Origin of the sequence: Ferrimonas sediminum (assembly GCF_900100175.1) — a bacterium.
GTDB lineage: Bacteria > Pseudomonadota > Gammaproteobacteria > Enterobacterales > Shewanellaceae > Ferrimonas > Ferrimonas sediminum.
This window is the reverse complement of the sequence record NZ_FNEM01000005.1, coordinates 146,404-163,685: the sequence shown is the minus strand read 5'-3', so window position 1 is coordinate 163,685 and position 17,282 is coordinate 146,404. Positions and strand designations below refer to the sequence as shown.

The following is a 17,282-nucleotide window of genomic DNA, read 5'->3' as shown; positions in this document are numbered from 1 at the left end:
TCCTTTCTCGATAGCCGTTTTTTCGAGCAGTCAGTTTTTGAATGAAATTTAATTTTTAGAACACTCCCTTATCATCTCCTTAGCTATTTACATATCAATAACCTGCTTAACTTGTTTGTCCCAAGCTGTTCAGTAATCACATTGGTGGTTCCAATTGGTGGTTAACTTTACATTGTGGTGACAGATTCAACCTTTTGTTAATAAATTGGGTGTGACGTGGATCACTGACACAGACTGGTATTAATTGCAGCATCATCGCGAGGTTGGAGTAACCTTTGCATAACAATTAATCAGATGTATTAGCGCAAAGTCGCTAAATGGAGATAATAACGATGATGATGCAATCGATTGTGTCACGAGCAGTTAAGGGAGCGTTGCTGGGCACTTTGGCAACCGCGACTTTGGTGAGCGGCGTGGCTGTTGCTGAAGAAGAAGTAAGTCAAGACGTAGAACGCATTGAAGTAACCGGTTCACGCATTAAGCGTACCGATATGGAGACCGCCTCTCCACTGGTTGTGATCAGTTCAGAGAGCATTGAAAAGGGCGGCTTTAACTCTGTACAGGATGTACTGGACAACCTGTCTCAGAACTCCGGTGGCTCCATGAGCCAGCAAGAGGTTCACGGTTTTACTCCTGCGGCCTCTTCCGTAAACCTGCGTGGTGTTGGTGCCGGTCGTGTTCTGACCCTGATCAACGGCAAACGTGTGCCTAAATACCCATTTGCCGCGGGTGGTACCGACAACTTCGTAGATACCGCCAATATGCCACTGGGCGCCATTGAGCGTATTGAGATCCTGACCACAGGTGCCTCTGCGATCTATGGTTCCGACGCCATGGGCGGTGTAATTAACATCATCCTGAAGAAAGATGTCGATGAAACTACGGTTAAGTATCGCTTCAGCGATACCGAAGATGGCGGGATGCAGCGCAACAACATCTCCTTCCTGACCGGTACCAGTAACGATTCCTCCAACGTGACCTTCTTCGTGGAATACGATGATCGGGAAGCGCTGAAAGGTACCGATCGCCCAGAGTGGGGCACGGATCTTATTCCTGGCAATGCCTACGCCGGCTACAGCTCCTACGGCGCGACCCTGTACAACCCTGATGACAGCGTTCGTGAGACTCTGAGCCAGGAAGAGTGTACCGATCGTGGGCTGAAGTTCCGCGATGATGGCCGTTGTGGCTTCGATCGTTCGCAGATGCGTGATTTCATGCCGGAACAGCAGCGCCTGTCCACCATGATCAACTTCACCCGCGAGCTGAGTGCGGATCACCAGCTGTACGGCCGCATGGATTACACCCACTCCGAGGTGTACACCGAGATCGAGCCGGCGACCTTTGGCGACAACGACTTCATGTTTGATGTTGTCGGTGACGATGTGATCGTCAAGTCTCAGGACTTCCCTGACATGCAGCAGACCATTACCGGCGCTGCCGCCGCAGGCTCTACCGCCTTCGGTGGTGATTTTGCCGGTGCGGAAGATGGCGAGTACTACTACACCCGCCGCCTGCTGGAGATGGGTCCACGTCGTACCGATTTTGAGACCAACAACTTCTCCTTCCTGACGGGATTAGAGGGTTACCTGACCGAAGAGATCGAGTACGATCTGAGCTGGTCTTTTGCCCGTCAGAAAGTCAATACCGTCAGCGAAGGCAGCCCGACGGTTCAGGGCATGTTTGACTACATCGTTTCCGACGGTGGCCACTCCATGCTGGAAGAGATCTCTGCAGAAGACGCGGCGGCCATGGGCTACCAGGGCAACAAGCGCGGTGAGTCAACCCTGAGCGTGATCTCCTTTGGCATCAGCGGTGACGCTTGGGAGTTGCCGGCAGGCCCGATCTCCTACGCGGCCGGTGTAGAATACGCCCGTGAGTGGTTCTTCAGCGCCGATGATTCCTTCACCTCTATCGGCGGTGTTCTGGGTAAGGGCGGCAGCTCTGCCGAAGGTTCCCGTAAGCAGTATGCCGGTTACGCCGAGTTCGCCATTCCGGTGATCGATGAGCTGGTGGTGACCGCTGCCGGTCGTTACGACTACTACGACGATCTGTCTGATGTGGGCGGCCGATTCACTCCTCAGGTGTCGTTCGAATACCGTCCGATGGATGAACTGCTGCTTCGCGGTCTGTACGCGGAAACCTTCCGTGCACCGGACATGCAGCGTCTGTTTGGCGACCCCACCCGGGCTTACTCCACCGTTATCGATACCCCTCGCTGTGAAGCCAGTGGCGATCCAGACTCTCCTGAGTGTCAGAAGATCGATTCCCTGCCAATCACCATTGGTGCCAACCCGGATCTGAAAGAGGAAACCGGTACCAACTGGAACCTGGGTGTGGTGTGGGACTACGAAGGTTGGAACCTGAGCGTCGATTACTGGAGTGTTGAGATTGACGATCTGGTGAACGATCCGAGTGCGCAGTACATTCTGGATCATGCCGATGCCTTTGCCGACAAGATTGAGCGTGATGCCAATGGCGAATTGGTGCAGGTCAATACCCAGGCCATCAACATGTCCAGCCAGGAAACCTCTGGTATCGATTTCAGTGCCTCTTACCTGCTGGAAACCCGTAACCTGGGTGACCTGAAGTTCACTCTGGACGGGACCTTCCTGACCAAGTGGGAAGAGCAGTTGACTGCCGAGTCCGATCCTATCGATGTACTGGGTGGCGAAGATTCTGCACCTAAGCTGCGTGCCAACTTCACCACCGGTTGGACCTACGATGACATCGGCGTTAACCTGCTGGTTAAATACATCGACAGCTACCACGGTCAGAATAAGGACAACTTCATCGACTGGGGTATCGACGACGAGTTCGACGTTGAGGTTGATAGCCATGTTGAAGTGAACCTGATGGGTAGCTACAACTACGACGCCTGGCGCTTCACCGGTGGTATCAACAACCTGTTTGATGCCGAGCCAGAGATTGACCAAACCCAGTCAAGCTGGCCTCACTACAACCGCGGTTACTACAACGTGGTTGGCCGTGAGTTCTACCTGTCTGCAGAAGTCACTTTCTAAGTCGATTTTTGTTTGATGGTAAAGCCCCGACCAGTTCGGGGCTTTTTTCTGTTCGCCACCTGTAATTAAATGCTATTCATTTTTGGGTTTGCACTAAATGTCACCGGAAATGGCTGTCTTATTGACACCTCTGTCTAATCCATCAGCTCTGATGTGTTTTTTCTTTCAATTCTGAAAGTTTTGTTCATAATTGCCGCTCTGTTTGAAACATGTTCAGCCCTGCTTCAGGGGTGAACTCCTGCGAGTCCCGCTTGATGGGAAGCCGAGAGACGGAAACGGCCTATGTTTAATCTGCACAACCTGACCATTCAAAAACGCCTGATGATGATTGTGATCGTGGCGGTCCTGGCCTCCACGGTGGTGATTGGCACCATCAGCCAGTTCGAGGCCCGTAAACTGCTGGTGACCCGCATGCAGCAGTCCGAACTGCCGAGCCTGTCGCTGCGCATTCGCAACGCCATCGACCGCGAGATCAGCGTGATGAACGCCATCTCCTACAGCATTGCCAGTAACGAATTTGCCCTACAGGGGCTGGAGCAGGGCGCCGGTGCCCTCGACGAGCAGCAACTGGTGGCCTACCTGGCCCGCATCGCCCAGGAGTATGATCTCAGCAATGCCAGCTTTGGCGACCGCCAGACCGCAGACTACTGGAACCAGCAGGGTTATTTACGGCGTCTGCAGCGTGATCAGCTCGATGGCTGGTTTTACGCGTTCCGGGACAGCGGCAAGGCCAGCCAGGCCAGCCTGTACACCTATCCGGAAGGCAACACCGATCTGTTTGTCAACTACCAGCAGCTGGATGGCCGCGGCTTTGCCGGCATCTCCCGCTCCTTCGATGACATGCTGACCTACCTGAATCGGTTCCGGATTGAGAAAACCGGGTTCGTCTATCTGGTGGATGGCAACGGCGAGGTGATGGTGCATCCGCAGAAAACCGGCAACAACTCCCTGAGCCTGGCGGGTTTACACGGCGATGTCGACTGGCAGCGGCTGCTCAACCGGCAGGAGTTTGGGTTTGTCGAAGACGACGAGCGCATCATCGCCTCCAGTTACGTCGACAGCCTGGGTTGGTACCTGATCTCCGAAGTGCCGAAGGCGGAGCTGTATGCCGAACTGAATGCCTCCCGCAATACCATCGCGCTATGGGCACTGGTGGTGCTGGTGGCGTGCTCAGCCCTGGGGGTGGTGTTGTCACGCTCCCTGTCCCGTCCCATCAACCAGCTGGCCGATGTGTTCCGTGATATGGGAGAGGGCGAAGGGGATCTGCGCCACCGCCTCAGCGATCAGGGCCGCTCAGAGCTGGCCCGGGTCGGCGCCGGATTCAACAGCTTTATCGGTAAAATTCAGTTGGCCATCGGCGAAGTATCGGAAACCTCCAGCCTGCTGCGCACCGCCGCCGGAGAGGTCTCGGCCAGCGCCCAGACCACGCGGCAAGACAGCGAGAAACAGCGCGATGAAACCATTGTGGCGGCGTCGGCCATCGAAGAGATGGGGTTGACCATTGGCGAGATCGCCCGCAATGCAGCACAGGCCGCCGATGTGGCCGAACAGGCCAACCGTGAAGCCGGTGATGCCATGGTGGTGGTGGATGAATCCAGTGCCACCATCAACACCATGGCGGTAGAGATGGAGCGGGCCAGCGAGGTGATTGAATCCCTTGCCCGGCACAGCAATGACATCGGCTCGGTGCTGGAGGTGATCCGCTCGGTATCGGAGCAGACCAACCTGCTGGCTCTCAATGCGGCCATCGAGGCGGCCCGGGCCGGCGAGCAGGGGCGTGGCTTTGCGGTGGTGGCCGATGAGGTTCGCAACCTGGCACAGCGGACCAACGAGTCCACCGAAGAGATTCAACAGATGATCGGTACCCTGCAGAGTGAAGCCGGTCGGGCGGTGGACGCGGTGGCCAGCGGTCGGCAACAGGCCGTCGACGGCACTCGGGCGGCCCAGCGCACCAGCGATTCGCTGACCCAGATTGCCGAGCAGATTCGGGCCATAGCCGATCTGAACGTTCAGGTGGCCACTGCCACCGAAGAGCAGTCCAGCGTAGTGACCCAGATTACCGATCATGTGACCAACATCAATGATGGCACCGAGCGCAATACCCGGACTGCAGCCGAAATGGCCAGTGCCAGTCAGGCATTGTCCGAGCAGGCTGGCCATCTGGAGTTGCTGGTCGGGCGCTTTAAAATCTGAACCCTGACGGACATGGGTATGATTCCCTATTCAGTCTGAATCGCAAAAAGCCCACATCGGTGGGCTTTTTGCTGCATTTCTGTTCACTCACTCCGTTATTTACCTTTCTGTCACAGTTCGTTACCAAAGAGTGTTAACGGCTTCACAAACCGCAGCTGAGAATCGGGCGGGGGATTGTTACCCTTAATGAAGCGCGTGTTACCTAGCACCAACAACAAGCATTCAACTTAGGCCAAATAACAATGAAAAAAACAATCGTTGCCGGAGTACTGCTCAGCCTGGCACTCGGCTCGGCCGTGTATTACAAGGAAAGCGGCAAGGCGGATCCCGGCCAGCGCAGCAAACGTGGCATGCCTTCGGTGGTGGTGACCGACGTGGTGCGTGAGCCGATGCGGCGGGAAGTGGAAGCCCTGGGAACCGTCAAGGCCCGCGAGTCGGTGGTGTTGTCGGTGAAAGTCACCGAGACCGTGGAAGCGGTGCATTTTGAAGACGGTCAGATTGTGGAGGCCGACACCCTGTTGGTGACCCTAAGGGACGGAGAGCAGCAGGCCAAGTTGCGCGCCGCCAAGGCTAACCTGCAAGAGCAGAACCGCGAATACAACCGAATCAAAGGCTTGGTCAAAGCCAAAACCATCGCCAGCTCCGAGTTGGATAAACGGGCTACCTCCATCGATGTGGCCCGGGCGACGTTGGCGCAGTATCAGGCGGAGCTGGATGCCCGCTATCTGCGCAGCCCCTTTAAGGGGGTGCTGGGGTTTCGGGAGGTCAGTCCCGGCGCCTTGGTGACTCCGGGAACCGAAGTGACCACCCTGGATGACATCGATGTGGTCAAGCTGGACTTTCCGGTGTCGGAGCGGTTTCTGTCGCGGCTGAAAAAGGGCCGTGAGGTGGAAGCCACCGCCGCCGCCTTCCCCGGGCGGGTGTTTACCGGCGCCGTGGCCAGCATCGACAGCCGCATCGACCCGGTTACCCGGGCGGTGGTGGTGCGGGCCAACATCGATAACCATGATTTGGCGCTGCGGCCGGGGATGTTGATGACCCTGACGTTGATCACCGAGCAACGGGACACGCTGGTGGTGCCGGAGGAGGCGATCATTCCGCTGCAGCAACGCCACTATCTGTTTGTGGTCAATGCCGACAACAAAATTGAACAGCGTGAAGTTGAGGTTGGCCTGCGAGTCCGCGGTAAGGTGGAGATCCTCTCCGGCGTCGACAGCGGTGAGCAGGTGGTTACCCGGGGCATTATGAAGGTGCGTCCGGGCCAGGAGGTGAAGACCCGAACCAGTGAGCGCTTCAGCGTCCAGGGAGCAAGCTGATGGTGTTGACGGATCTGTCGGTCAAGCGGCCGGTATTCGCTTCGGTGATCAGCCTGTTGTTGATCGCCTTCGGCCTGGTCTCCTTCGATAAGTTGCCATTGCGGGAGTACCCCAACATCGATCCGCCGGTGGTGGACATCTCCACCAACTACCGCGGTGCCTCGGCGGCGGTGGTGGAAACCCGGATTACCCAGATCATCGAAGATCGCATTGCCGGCATCGAGGGGATAAAAAACATCACCTCCTCCAGCCGCGACGGACGCTCGTCGGTGACGCTGGAGTTCAACATCGAGCGCGACATCGATGCGGCGGCCAACGACGTTCGCGATCGGGTCTCCGGTCTGCTCAACAACCTGCCGGACGAAGCGGATCCTCCGGAGGTGCAGAAGGCCTCCGGCTCCTCGGAAGTGATCATGTGGCTTAACCTGCAGTCGGAGCGAATGGACACCCTGCAGCTGACCGATTACGCCCGTCGCTACCTGGTGGATCGGCTGAGTGTCATCGACGGCGTGGCCAACATCCGCGTGGGGGGCGGCAAGGTGTACGCCATTCGAATCTGGGTGGATCGCCAGGCGCTGGCGGCCCGCAGTCTGACGGTGGCGGACATCGAGACTGCGCTAAGGGCGGACAACGTCGAGTTGCCCGCCGGCAGCATCGAGTCTGAGAATCGCCACTTTTCGGTGCGGGTTCAGCGCAGTTTCATCGCGCCGGAAGACTTTGCCAAACTGGTGGTGGGCCGCGGTGATGACGGCTATCTGATCCGCCTGGCCGACGTCGCCCACGTGGAGCTGGCGGCGGAGGAGGAGCGCATCGCCTTTCGAGGCAACACCGAATCGATGATCGGCCTGGGCGTCAGCCGTCAGTCCACCGCCAACACGCTGGAGGTGGCCCGGGCGGTCCACAAACTGGTGGCGGAGCTGAACCAGACGCTGCCGGATGGAATGGCCATCAAGCGCTCCTACGATGCGTCGGTGTTTGTGCAGGCCTCCATCGATGAGGTGTACACCACCCTGGGCATCGCCATGTTGCTGGTGATCGTGGTGATCTACCTGTTTCTGGGCAGTGTGCGAGCGATGCTGATTCCGGCTGTCACGGTGCCGGTGTCGCTGCTGGCCACCTTTGTGGTGCTCTATGCGCTGGATTTTTCCATCAACCTGCTGACCTTGCTGGCGTTGATCCTGGCCATCGGCATGGTGGTGGATGACGCCATCGTAATGCTGGAGAACATTCACCGCCGGGTGGAGGAGGGGGAGTCGCCCCTGAAAGCGGCGTTTCTCGGCGGCCGCCAGGTGGCGTTTGCGGTGGTGGCCACCACCCTGGTGTTGATCTCGGTGTTTATGCCCATCGGTTTCCTTGAGGGAGATCTGGGGAAACTGTTCCGGGAGTTCTCCATCGCCATGAGTGCGGCGGTGGCGTTTTCCTCGCTGGTGGCGCTGACCCTCAGTCCGATGATGTGTTCCAAGCTGCTGCAACCGGCGGATCAGGAGCCCTGGCTGGTGAAAAAGGTCGATCAGGCGGTGGAAGCGGCCAAGGATCGCTATCGCCGGTCGCTGGAGCAGTGGCTGAAACACCCGTTGTTGGTGGTGACCATCATCGTGGTGGCCATGGCGGGCAGCGGTTTTCTGTTTTCCAAGGTGCCGTCGGAGTTTGCGCCTAAGGAGGACCGGGGTTCGATGTTTGTGTTCATCAACGGTCCCCAGGGTGCCAGCTACACCTTTATGAAAGACTACATGGATGAGATTGAGCACCGGCTGATGCCGTTGGTGGAAGCCGGTGAAATTAAACGGCTGCTGATTCGGGCTCCTCGTGGCTGGGGCAGCATCGCCGATTTCTCCGGAGGCATGGCCATCATCAACCTGGAGGATTGGGGCAGCCGTCGCAGTGCGTTTGAGATCATGGCCGACATTCGCAGCCGTTTGTCGGATCTCAGCGGTGTGCGGGCGTTTCCCATCATGCGTCAGGCCTTTGGCCGGGGAGTGGGCAAGCCGGTGCAGTTTGTGATTGGCGGCGGCAGCTATGAGCAGCTGGCCCAGTGGCGGGACCTGATTCTGTCCGAGGCCAAGAACAACCCCAATCTTATCGGCCTGGATCACGATTATAAGGAGACCAAGCCGCAACTTAGGGTGGTGATCGACCGGGATCGGGCCGGTGACCTCGGCGTGTCGGTGAGCACCATCGGCCGCACCCTGGAATCGATGCTGGGCTCGCGGGTGGTGACCACCTTTGAGCAGCAGGGCAAGGAGTACGACGTTATTATCGAAGGGCAGCGGGACAACCAGAACACTGCCGCCGACATGAGTAACCTGTACGTGCGTTCCGGTTCAACCGGCGAGCTGATCCCCCTGGCCAACCTGGTGACGGTGGAGGAGTACGCCGATGCGCCGAGGCTGAATCGCTACAACCGCATGCGGGCCATCACCATCGAGTCGAACCTGGCCGATGGTTACACCCAGGGGGAAGCCCTGGCGTACCTCAATGGTCTGGTGAATGAGCTGTTGCCCATCGATGCGGTCGTCAGCTACAAGGGCGCCTCCCAGGACTATGAGGAGTCGGGCGAGGCGGTGGTGTTTGTGTTTGCGTTGGCGCTAGTGGTGGTGTTCCTGGTGCTGGCGGCCCAGTTTGAAAGCTACATCCACCCGCTGGTGATCATGCTGACGGTGCCGCTGGCGACCTTTGGCGCCTTGTTGGGGCTGTATTTCACCGATCAGAGTCTCAACATCTACTCTGAGATTGGCATCATCATGCTGGTAGGCTTGGCGGCCAAAAACGGCATTCTGATCGTTGAGTTTGCCAATCAGCTGCGGGACAAAGGGGTGAAGTTCGAGCAGGCGATCATCGACGCCTCGGTGCAGCGGTTGCGGCCGATTCTGATGACCGGGATTACCACCGCGGCGGGGGCGATTCCCCTGGTATTGGCCTCCGGAGCTGGCTCGGAAACCCGTTTTGTGATTGGGGTGGTGGTGTTGACCGGCATTCTGGTGGCCACCTTCTTCACCCTGCTGGTGATCCCGGTGGTGTACAACCTGCTGGCGCGCTACACCCAGTCGCCGGAGTTTGTGGCCCGGCAGCTGGACAGTGAACTGGCGGACGACGATGTCTACCTGCTGAAACGACGCGGCAACCGCTAGTCGCGTTTTAAAGGGATGTGAAACGCCACCGCGAAGGTGGCGTTTTTTTTGACAGTCGAAACTCTTCCCCCTTGCCGGTTCGAACCGCTTATCACTTTGCTTGGTTTTAGCCGCCGTGTTTATTCCTCTCTGGTCTAGCCTTATTAATGGGTGCCCCAGAGGGTGACGGTTTGGGCGCGAAGGAGAAGTGATGAAACAGTGGCTGATGGCTTTGTTAGCGATGCTGGTGCCGGCGGTGATGGCAACACCGGTGCCGCTGATGGGCGATGCGGTGGTCAATGAGGCGTTTCGCCTGCGGCTGCAAAGTTATCGGCAGGCGGATCTCGCTCTGACTCCCTCTGTGGCGGCCGCCGGCCAGCGGCAGGTGGACCTGCTGGTGTTTACCCCTGCCTGGGCGACGCCTCGCCTGGGTTATGCGCAGATGCTGTCGATGGCTCAGCAGGGGGTAGTGGCTACCAATCAGGCGTTTGCCACGTCGGGGGCTCGGCTGGAACTGCGGCTGCGGGCGTTGTTGCCGGCACCGACGGTGCCGATGTCGACCCAGGCGGCCAGCTTGCTGAACCTGTTCGAAGACGATCCCCAGGTTCAGGCGGCGCTGAATCGTTACTATGGCGCCGATCTGGCCATGCTGCTGGTGCCGGCCATGGACGATGCCGCCGGCGTCGCATTTCTGCCCGGCCAGACATCGGTGGTGTCCTATCAGGGCTTTGCTGACTCCATTCGTAATGCGGTGTTCAGTCATGAGCTGGGGCATAACTTCGGTGCGGGTCATGAGGGCGATGCCAACGGGTTGTTTGCCTACAGTCATGCCATCGATTGTGGTTTTGGCCGCACCCTGATGTGGTCCTTTGTCAGTAGCGGCACCCTGGCAAGCTTCTCCTCTCCAGGGGTGACATCGCCTTTTGGCTGTGGCGATGCGGCGACTGCAGACAATGGCCGGACCCTGAATGAATCCGCCGATTTTATCGCCGACCAGGCCCAGCCGCTGGCGGAGCGGGGCAGCCTGGGGTTTGTTGCCTCCAGGTTGGAGGCCGATGAGGGCAGTGTGGTTTCGGTGCCGGTGCGCCGAACCGACGTGACCCAGGTCGCCGCCGCGGTGGTGCGGGTCAGTGGCAGCGGCTACCAGGGGCCGCCATTGCTGGCGCTGACCTTTGAGGCCGGAGTGGAGGAGGTGGAGCTGGAGCTGGCCACCTCGGTGGATGGCATCAGCGTTAACAGAGAGTTGGAGTTAGAACTGCTGTGGCCGTCGGGCAGTGCCATCGGCAGCCAGAGCAGTCTGGTGGTGGCTTTGGCGGACGGCGATGCCACTGGTGGCCCGGGAAGTATCGTATTTTCCCAAAGCCGCTACCAGGCTTCGGCCGGTGACACCGTGGTGGTGGGGCTGTCCCGGGTAGGCGGCAGTCGTGGAACCCTGACGGTGCGGTTACAGACCATCGCCCAGACTGCGGTGGCGGGGCGGGATTATGTGCCACTGGACACCTCGTTGACCTTTGCCGAGGGCGAGGTGTCAAGCAGCGTCAGTGTGACCACCTTCAGCGCTGATCAGGATCGCGCTCTGTTGCTCAGGCTGACCTCGGCCGAAGGCCAGCAGAGTGAGGCTCGAATCGAGCTGGCGGCCAGCTCGGTACCGGATTCCGGCGGTGGTGGCGGTGGAGCCATGGGATGGTGGAGCCTGAGTGCCTGGCTTACCCTTGTTTTTTATCGTCGGATTCGGTGTCGGGCTTTGACTCGGGCTTTGACTCGGGCTTAGGAAGGTTGGGCTTTCCAAACTGTGGCATCTTAAAGTTAGCGGTGTGTTTGATGACCATGATGTTGCTTACGATGATGCCGAGAATCAAGGCGATCAGAAGCCATGCTTGCCAGTTTTCCATGAGAACTCTGTGTCTGGGGATCTTGACTCAAGTGTATCACAGTGGTGCCCGCCGGGAAGGGCGGGCACCCTGGCAGCATCAGTCAACTTGAGGCCAGCGTCCCCCCAGAGATTTGTACAGGGTCACCACCAGTTGGGCGTGCCGGGTCTGGGCCTGCAACAGCTGCAGATCCGCCTGGTGACGCGCCCCCCTTGCCTGAAGACGATCGATGCCACTGGCCAGGCCGCTGTCGGCCAGGGCGTCGGTGCGTGTCACCGCCGCCCCGATCTGTGCCTGGGCCCGGGACAGCGACTGCAGGTGCGCCTGGCTGTTACCGTAGGCATTAAGCAGTGTTTCCACCTCACCAAAGGCGGTCAGCAGGGTGCGCTGGTATTCCAGGGCGGCGATGTCGACCTGGGATTGCGCCACGGCCTCCAACGCATCACGCAGCCCTCCGTCAAACAGGCTCCAGTTGACCCCGGCGCCAAAGCTCCAGGCGCTGCTGCCACTGGCAAACAGATCACCAAAATCACTGGCGGCGACGCCGGGGGCACCGGTCAGATAGAAACTGGGATACTGATTGGCGATGGCGACCCCCAGCTCGGCATTGGCCACCTTCATCTGCCGTTCGGCAAATCGAATGTCCGGTCGCCGCTGCAACAGCTCCGAGGGGAGGCCCACCGGAATCACACCGTTTACTTGCGGCAGAGGCTGTGGCGTGGCCAGGCTGGTCAGCAGGGCAGACGAAGGCTGGCCGGTTAAGATGGCCAGCCGGCGGCTATGAGCATCGATGACGCTGTCAAACTGAGGCAGAGCCGCTTGCAGTTGAGCCTGCTGGGCCCGGATCTGCGCTGGCTCAATCCCCGAGGTCAGGCCGCTGTCATAGAGGCTCGCCACTCGCAGCTCCAGGGCCTGCAGATCCTGCTGTTGGCTGAGCAGAATCTGTTTTTGCTGCTGGGCGCTGCGCAGCTGCAGATAGTTGTTGGCCACAGCGCTGACCACCAGCATGCGCGTGCCGTCGGCGACGATGGCGACCTGATCGGCCCGGGCCTGGGTAGCTTCCACCAGTCTGGCGGTTTTACCAAACAGATCCGGTTCCCAGGCGGCACTCACGCCAAGGTAGGACGCCTGAAAGTGACGGTCGGCCAGAGGTATACCCAGGGGCTGGCCGCCCAGTGAAGGATTGCGCAGCGGCCCGCCGACCGGCCCCTGTTCGCTGAGCATGCCGGCAATGAAGCCGCCACCGATGCCGATCTGCGGCAGTGAGGTGGCCGATACCGCCTGGCGGTAGCTGTCCGCCAGTTTTACCCGCTCCTGGGCAGCCAGCACATTCAGGTTCTGGGTCAGCGCCTGAGCTACCAACTGGTTGAGCATCGGGTCGTTGAATTGTTGCCACCAGCCCAGTTCGACATCGGCGGAACGGGTGTGGGCCGACGTCTGCCAGTTTTCCGGTTGGCCGGTGCTGGTGTCCGGTCCGAGATAATCCGGACCGACGGCGCAGCCACTGAGCAGCAGCGCCAGAGAGAGGGGAATCAGGTTACGCATTGTGTTGCTCCTGTTGTGCGGGTACCCGATACAGCACCGCATAGAAAACCGGCATAATCAGCAGGGTCAGGAAGGTGGCCACCGACAAGCCGCCGATGATGGTCGCAGCCATGGGGCCGAACAGCGGGTCCCACCACAGCGGGATCATTCCCAGCACGGTGGTCAGGGCCGCCATGCTGATGGCCAGGGTTCGGTTGACCGCTGCCTCCACCAACGCATCGAAGGCGCTGCGGCCGTTGGCGATCTCCATATTGATCTGATCCATCAGTACGATGCCGTTCTTGATGATCATCCCCGACAGGGCAATGACGCCCACCAGGGCCATAAAGCCAAAGGGCATATTGGCCACCAGCAGCAGGGGGATCACTCCCATCAATGCCAAAGGAATGGTCATCACAATCACCAGGGGCTGACGCAGGCCGTTGAACATGGCCACCATCAGGATCAGCATCATCACCCCGGCTTTGGGCAGTTGAGCGAAGATGTCTTTGACGGATCGGTCTTCATCGTAAAACTCGCCGCCCCAGGTCATGGTGTAACCCTGCGGCAGTGCGATGGCTTCGATGGCGGCGGCGATCTGCTGACGGGCCTGGGAGGCATACATCCCTTCGACATCGGCCTGAACCGTCATGGTGCGAACCCGGTCGCGGCGCCAGATCTGCCCCTCTTCAAAGCCGAGGTCAAAGCGGTCTACCACCTGTCCCATGGGCACCGAGTGGCCCCCCATCAGGGGTTTGACCGGCAGGGTCAACAGGGTGCTGAAGTCGTTGCGCTCGGCCGATGGCTGGCGCAGCAGCACCGGCAGCCGATCCCGGCCCTGATACAGGTTGGCCACCAGCAGGCCGTCGGTGGCACGGGCCAATGCCAGGTTGACGTCGTTGCGGGTAACGCCGGCCAGGCGGGCGTTGTCCTGGTTAAACTCCGGGATCAGCACCTTGCTGGGCTGGCGCCAGTCATCGCGAACGTACTGAAGGTTGGGGTGAGCCTGCATAATCGCTTTGGCCTCGGCGGCCAGTTGCCGCAGCACTCGCGGGTTGGCCCCCGAAAAGCGGGCTTCGATATTGAATTTGTCCACCGTGGCCAGTTTCAGCGGCCGAAACCGCGGTTCGGCCTGGGGAAACTCAGCCTTGAGGAAGGCGTTGCCCCGGCGGCGCAGTTCCGGAATCTGATCGAAGTGCTGCAGGCTGACCAAAATCTGGCCATAGGCGGGATCGTTTGGCTCTGGTTCATAGGTGACGGTGAACCGAGGGGCGCCGCCACCGATGAAGCTGGCAATGTGCGTCACCTCCGGCTGTTGCAGCAGCCAGTGTTCGATCTTGGCCATGTCGGCGGCGGTGTGCTGCAGGTCGCCCCCCTGGGGCAGCCAGTAGTCGACAAAGGTGATGGCCCGATCAGAACCCGGCATGAAGTTCACCAGAATCTGGGTACTGAGCAGGCCGGTGGCCACCAGGGTTACGGCAACCACGGTCAGAGTGCGCTTGCGGTGATTGAGAATCAAGGTGATCAACCGGCGCGACTGGCGCTGCCAGGCGGGCTCGGACTGCGCATCGTCGGCGGGCCGGTAGAACTGCCAGCACAGCAGCGGGGTGATGGTGACCGCCACGATCCAGCTGAGCATCAGTGACGAGGCCATCACCTTAAACAGGTCAATGGCGAACTCCGCCGCCGAAGTCTGGCTGAACAACACCGGTGTGGTGGCGGCAATGGCAATCAGGGTGGCGGCCAGCAGCGGAATGGCGGTCTCTTTGACCGCCTCGGCGGCGGCCCGATCCCGATTGATGCCGGCGCGAAGCTTGGCGATAAACAGGTCGGTGATGACGATGGCGTTGTCCACCAGCATGCCCAGAGCCAGAATAAAGGCCCCCACCGACACCCGGTGCAGATCCACCGCCCCTATCTTCATGTACACCAAGGTCAGTAACAGGGTGATTCCCAGGCTGGCGCCGACAATGCTGGCACTGCGCCAACCCATAAACAGCCACAGCACCAGCACCACAATGGCGATGGAGCTCAGCAGGTTGCCGACAAAGTTGTTGACCGACTTCTGTACTTCGTCCGGCTGGAAAACGATGGTATTGACGTTGACGCCGGCGGGCATTCTGGCCTCAAAGTCGGCGATGGCCTGTTTCAGCGTGTCGCCGATGGCAACCACATTGATGCCGTTTTGCGGGTTAACGGCAACGGTGACCGCGGCCTGGCCGTTGTAGCGGCTCATTGACAGCGGGGTGTCGCGGTCCGCCTCATGCACCCTGGCTACATCGCCAAGGCGGAAACGGTCGTCGCCCACGGGCCCGGCTCCGCCCCGAAGGGTCAGGTTTCGCAATGCGTCGACGGAGTCCAGGGTATCAGTCTGGGTGATGCGGATCCGCTCGTACCCCAGGGTCATCTGTCCGGGGTGGCTGACCAGGTTCTGGCTTTGCAACTGATCAAACAGTTGCACCGGCGTTAGGCGGAACTTGGCCAGTTTGGCTTCATCGATTTCGATGAAGATGGCACGTTCCATCAGCCCCTGCAGCAGCACCTTGTTGACGCCGTTTACGGCTTTTAACTGCCGCTGCAGCTGGCGGGCGTAGTGGTTCAGCTCCCGGGCGGGAATGCCGTCGCCGCTGACGGCAAACAGCATGCCGTAGACTTCGGAAAACTCGTCGATCACCACCGACACCTGAGCTTCCAGGGGCAGTTCCAGTTTCACGTCGTTGACTTTTCGTCGCAGCAGATCCCAGTGCTGGGGCAACTCGGTACCGGTGGTGGTTTCAATCAGCTCGACGAAGATCATCGACTGACCCGGGCGGCTGACCGAGCGCAGCTTCCACAGCTTGCCCATCTGTTGCAGCTTGCGCTCCATGACGTCGGTGACCCTGGACTCCACCTCCTCGGCGCTGGCACCGGGGTAGAGGGTGACCACGGCGGCGGTTTTGACGGTAAATGCCGGGTCTTCCAGCTTGCCCATGGCGCTGTAGCCGTACAGGCCGAGTAAGCACAACAGGGTGGTGAGGAAGCTGGCAAAGAAACGTTTGTTGATGGTGAGGGTGGCCGGATTCATCGTTGGCACTCCTGTCACAACTGTGCCTGCTGGTCATCCAGCAGCACCTGGCCGACGGGGGCACCGTCGCCAAAATAGGCCGCGCCGGCGATCACCAGTTGATCCCCCTGGCTCAATGCGCCCTGGACCCGAACCTGTTCCCCGTCCAGACCGGTTACGGTTACCGGAATTCGTTTCAGGATCTGCTGTTGAATGACCGCCACATACCGGCTTGGCCCGTCACTCTGTACCGCACTGCTGGGCACCAGATAGCCGCTGTGGTTGGTGATGGGCAGCGACAGCTGCAGCAACCCGGTTTGTTCCGGCCAGCCGTGTTGCGGTTGGGCTGCCAGGCGCGCGGTGACGCGGAAGCTGCGGGACAGCAGGTTGGCAGAGCGGCGAATCTCATGGATTGACGCACTCAGCGACTCCCCCTGACCGGTGGCGGTGAAACGAACCTCTTGACCCGGCGCCAGCCGCTGGGCGATCTGTTCGGGCACGTCCATCTGCACCTCGTAGCCACTGAGCCCATGCAGGGTCAGTACCGGCGATGCGGGTATCGCCTGTTCGTGCGGCTCGATGGTGATGCTGGCGACAATGCCGTCGAACGGCGCATTGAGTACACTGTAGCGTTTGGCATCGCGCATCATCTGCAACCGTTGCTCCACCACGGTGACCGAAGCGTCGGTGCGCTCGACGGCGGTGTTGGCGCGATCCAGTTCGACCCGGGCAATGGCGTCTTCGGCATTGGCAGTAAGCACTCGCTTTCGCTCCTGTCTGGCCTGGCGGGCCTGAGCCTTGGCTTCCTTCAGGCGGGCCTGATACTCGGTGATTTGCACATCAAAATCATGGGGGTCCAGCCGCATCAGGGGTTGCCCCTGAGTCACACTGTCCCCCTCCCTGACTCCGATGGCCGCCACCGGACCGGCCACCCGAAACGCCAGTTCGGCGGTGTCGACGGGAACCAGCATGGCGGGCAGGGTCAGCGCCTCCTGTTGCTGGGACGCAGCCAGAGTGATCGCCCTGATGGGGCGAGGCGTTTTATCGGCGTAGTGTGGGTCGTCGTTGCTGCAGCCGGCCAGGATCAGGCTCAATGCCAGGCTGCTGAGGAGCATCGGAGAGGAATGGGATTTCATAGTGGTGTCTTTGATTGGGAATATTGGGGGCAGTGTAAAGAGCGACAGGGTGTCGATGAACCGCCGCCAAAG

Annotated in this window: 9 protein-coding genes; 5 read left to right on the top strand and 4 right to left on the bottom strand. The window is 59.8% G+C overall.

Going from position 1 to position 17,282, the window contains the following annotated elements; all coding sequences use genetic code 11:
• Positions 1-332 precede the first annotated feature (332 nt).
• The 5 genes from BLT77_RS08500 to BLT77_RS08480 all read left to right on the top strand — a co-directional run bounded on the left by BLT77_RS08500 (position 333) and on the right by BLT77_RS08480 (position 11,407).
• Positions 333-3,020, top strand: coding sequence for a TonB-dependent receptor plug domain-containing protein (locus tag BLT77_RS08500; RefSeq protein ID WP_090364717.1), 2,688 nt, complete (start codon positions 333-335; stop codon positions 3,018-3,020).
• Positions 3,021-3,302: 282 nt separating this feature from the next.
• Complete coding sequence (locus BLT77_RS08495; RefSeq protein WP_090364715.1) at positions 3,303-5,213, top strand: methyl-accepting chemotaxis protein; 1,911 nt, start codon at positions 3,303-3,305, stop codon at positions 5,211-5,213.
• A 242-nt stretch (positions 5,214-5,455) separates the two neighbouring features.
• Positions 5,456-6,529 (top strand): efflux RND transporter periplasmic adaptor subunit, encoded by a 1,074-nt coding sequence (locus tag BLT77_RS08490; protein WP_090364713.1) that lies wholly within the window; start codon positions 5,456-5,458, stop codon positions 6,527-6,529.
• Complete coding sequence (locus BLT77_RS08485) at positions 6,529-9,657, top strand: efflux RND transporter permease subunit (protein WP_090364711.1); 3,129 nt, start codon at positions 6,529-6,531, stop codon at positions 9,655-9,657. The genes BLT77_RS08490 and BLT77_RS08485 overlap by 1 nt, the downstream gene beginning before the upstream one ends.
• Positions 9,658-9,847: 190 nt before the next feature.
• Positions 9,848-11,407 carry a Calx-beta domain-containing protein gene (locus BLT77_RS08480; protein ID WP_090364709.1) on the top strand — a complete coding sequence of 520 codons (1,560 nt, stop codon included), beginning with the start codon at positions 9,848-9,850 and terminating at the stop codon, positions 11,405-11,407.
• On the opposite strand, the gene BLT77_RS20655 is transcribed toward BLT77_RS08480, so the two are convergent.
• The 4 genes from BLT77_RS20655 to BLT77_RS08460 all read right to left on the bottom strand — a co-directional run bounded on the left by BLT77_RS20655 (position 11,343) and on the right by BLT77_RS08460 (position 17,210).
• A complete protein-coding gene (locus BLT77_RS20655) occupies positions 11,343-11,528 on the bottom strand; it encodes a DUF2897 family protein (protein ID WP_090364707.1) in 186 nt (61 codons plus the stop codon). The two genes, BLT77_RS08480 and BLT77_RS20655, sit on opposite strands and share 65 nt — an antisense overlap.
• A 78-nt stretch (positions 11,529-11,606) precedes the next feature.
• Positions 11,607-13,052 (bottom strand): efflux transporter outer membrane subunit, encoded by a 1,446-nt coding sequence (locus tag BLT77_RS08470; RefSeq protein WP_176819242.1) that lies wholly within the window; start codon positions 13,050-13,052, stop codon positions 11,607-11,609.
• On the bottom strand, positions 13,045-16,095 hold the full coding sequence (locus tag BLT77_RS08465) for an efflux RND transporter permease subunit (RefSeq protein ID WP_090364704.1): 3,051 nt from the start codon (positions 16,093-16,095) through the stop codon (positions 13,045-13,047). The genes BLT77_RS08470 and BLT77_RS08465 overlap by 8 nt, the downstream gene beginning before the upstream one ends.
• A gap of 14 nt (positions 16,096-16,109) precedes the next feature.
• Positions 16,110-17,210, bottom strand: a complete 1,101-nt coding sequence (locus BLT77_RS08460) for an efflux RND transporter periplasmic adaptor subunit (RefSeq protein ID WP_176819241.1) — start codon at positions 17,208-17,210, stop codon at positions 16,110-16,112.
• Between the last annotated feature and the right edge of the window lie 72 nt (positions 17,211-17,282).

What these genes read in the sequence shown, in the direction of transcription:
- BLT77_RS08500 (WP_090364717.1), top strand. Translation starts at nt 333, where the DNA reads ATGATGATGCAATCGATTGTGTCACGAGCAGTTAAGGGAGCGTTGCTG.
- BLT77_RS08465 (WP_090364704.1), bottom strand. Translation starts at nt 16,095, where the DNA reads ATGAATCCGGCCACCCTCACCATCAACAAACGTTTCTTTGCCAGCTTC.
- BLT77_RS08495 (WP_090364715.1), top strand. Translation starts at nt 3,303, where the DNA reads ATGTTTAATCTGCACAACCTGACCATTCAAAAACGCCTGATGATGATT.
- BLT77_RS08480 (WP_090364709.1), top strand. Translation starts at nt 9,848, where the DNA reads ATGAAACAGTGGCTGATGGCTTTGTTAGCGATGCTGGTGCCGGCGGTG.
- BLT77_RS20655 (WP_090364707.1), bottom strand. Translation starts at nt 11,528, where the DNA reads ATGGAAAACTGGCAAGCATGGCTTCTGATCGCCTTGATTCTCGGCATC.
- BLT77_RS08460 (WP_176819241.1), bottom strand. Translation starts at nt 17,210, where the DNA reads ATGAAATCCCATTCCTCTCCGATGCTCCTCAGCAGCCTGGCATTGAGC.
- BLT77_RS08485 (WP_090364711.1), top strand. Translation starts at nt 6,529, where the DNA reads ATGGTGTTGACGGATCTGTCGGTCAAGCGGCCGGTATTCGCTTCGGTG.
- BLT77_RS08470 (WP_176819242.1), bottom strand. Translation starts at nt 13,052, where the DNA reads ATGCGTAACCTGATTCCCCTCTCTCTGGCGCTGCTGCTCAGTGGCTGC.
- BLT77_RS08490 (WP_090364713.1), top strand. Translation starts at nt 5,456, where the DNA reads ATGAAAAAAACAATCGTTGCCGGAGTACTGCTCAGCCTGGCACTCGGC.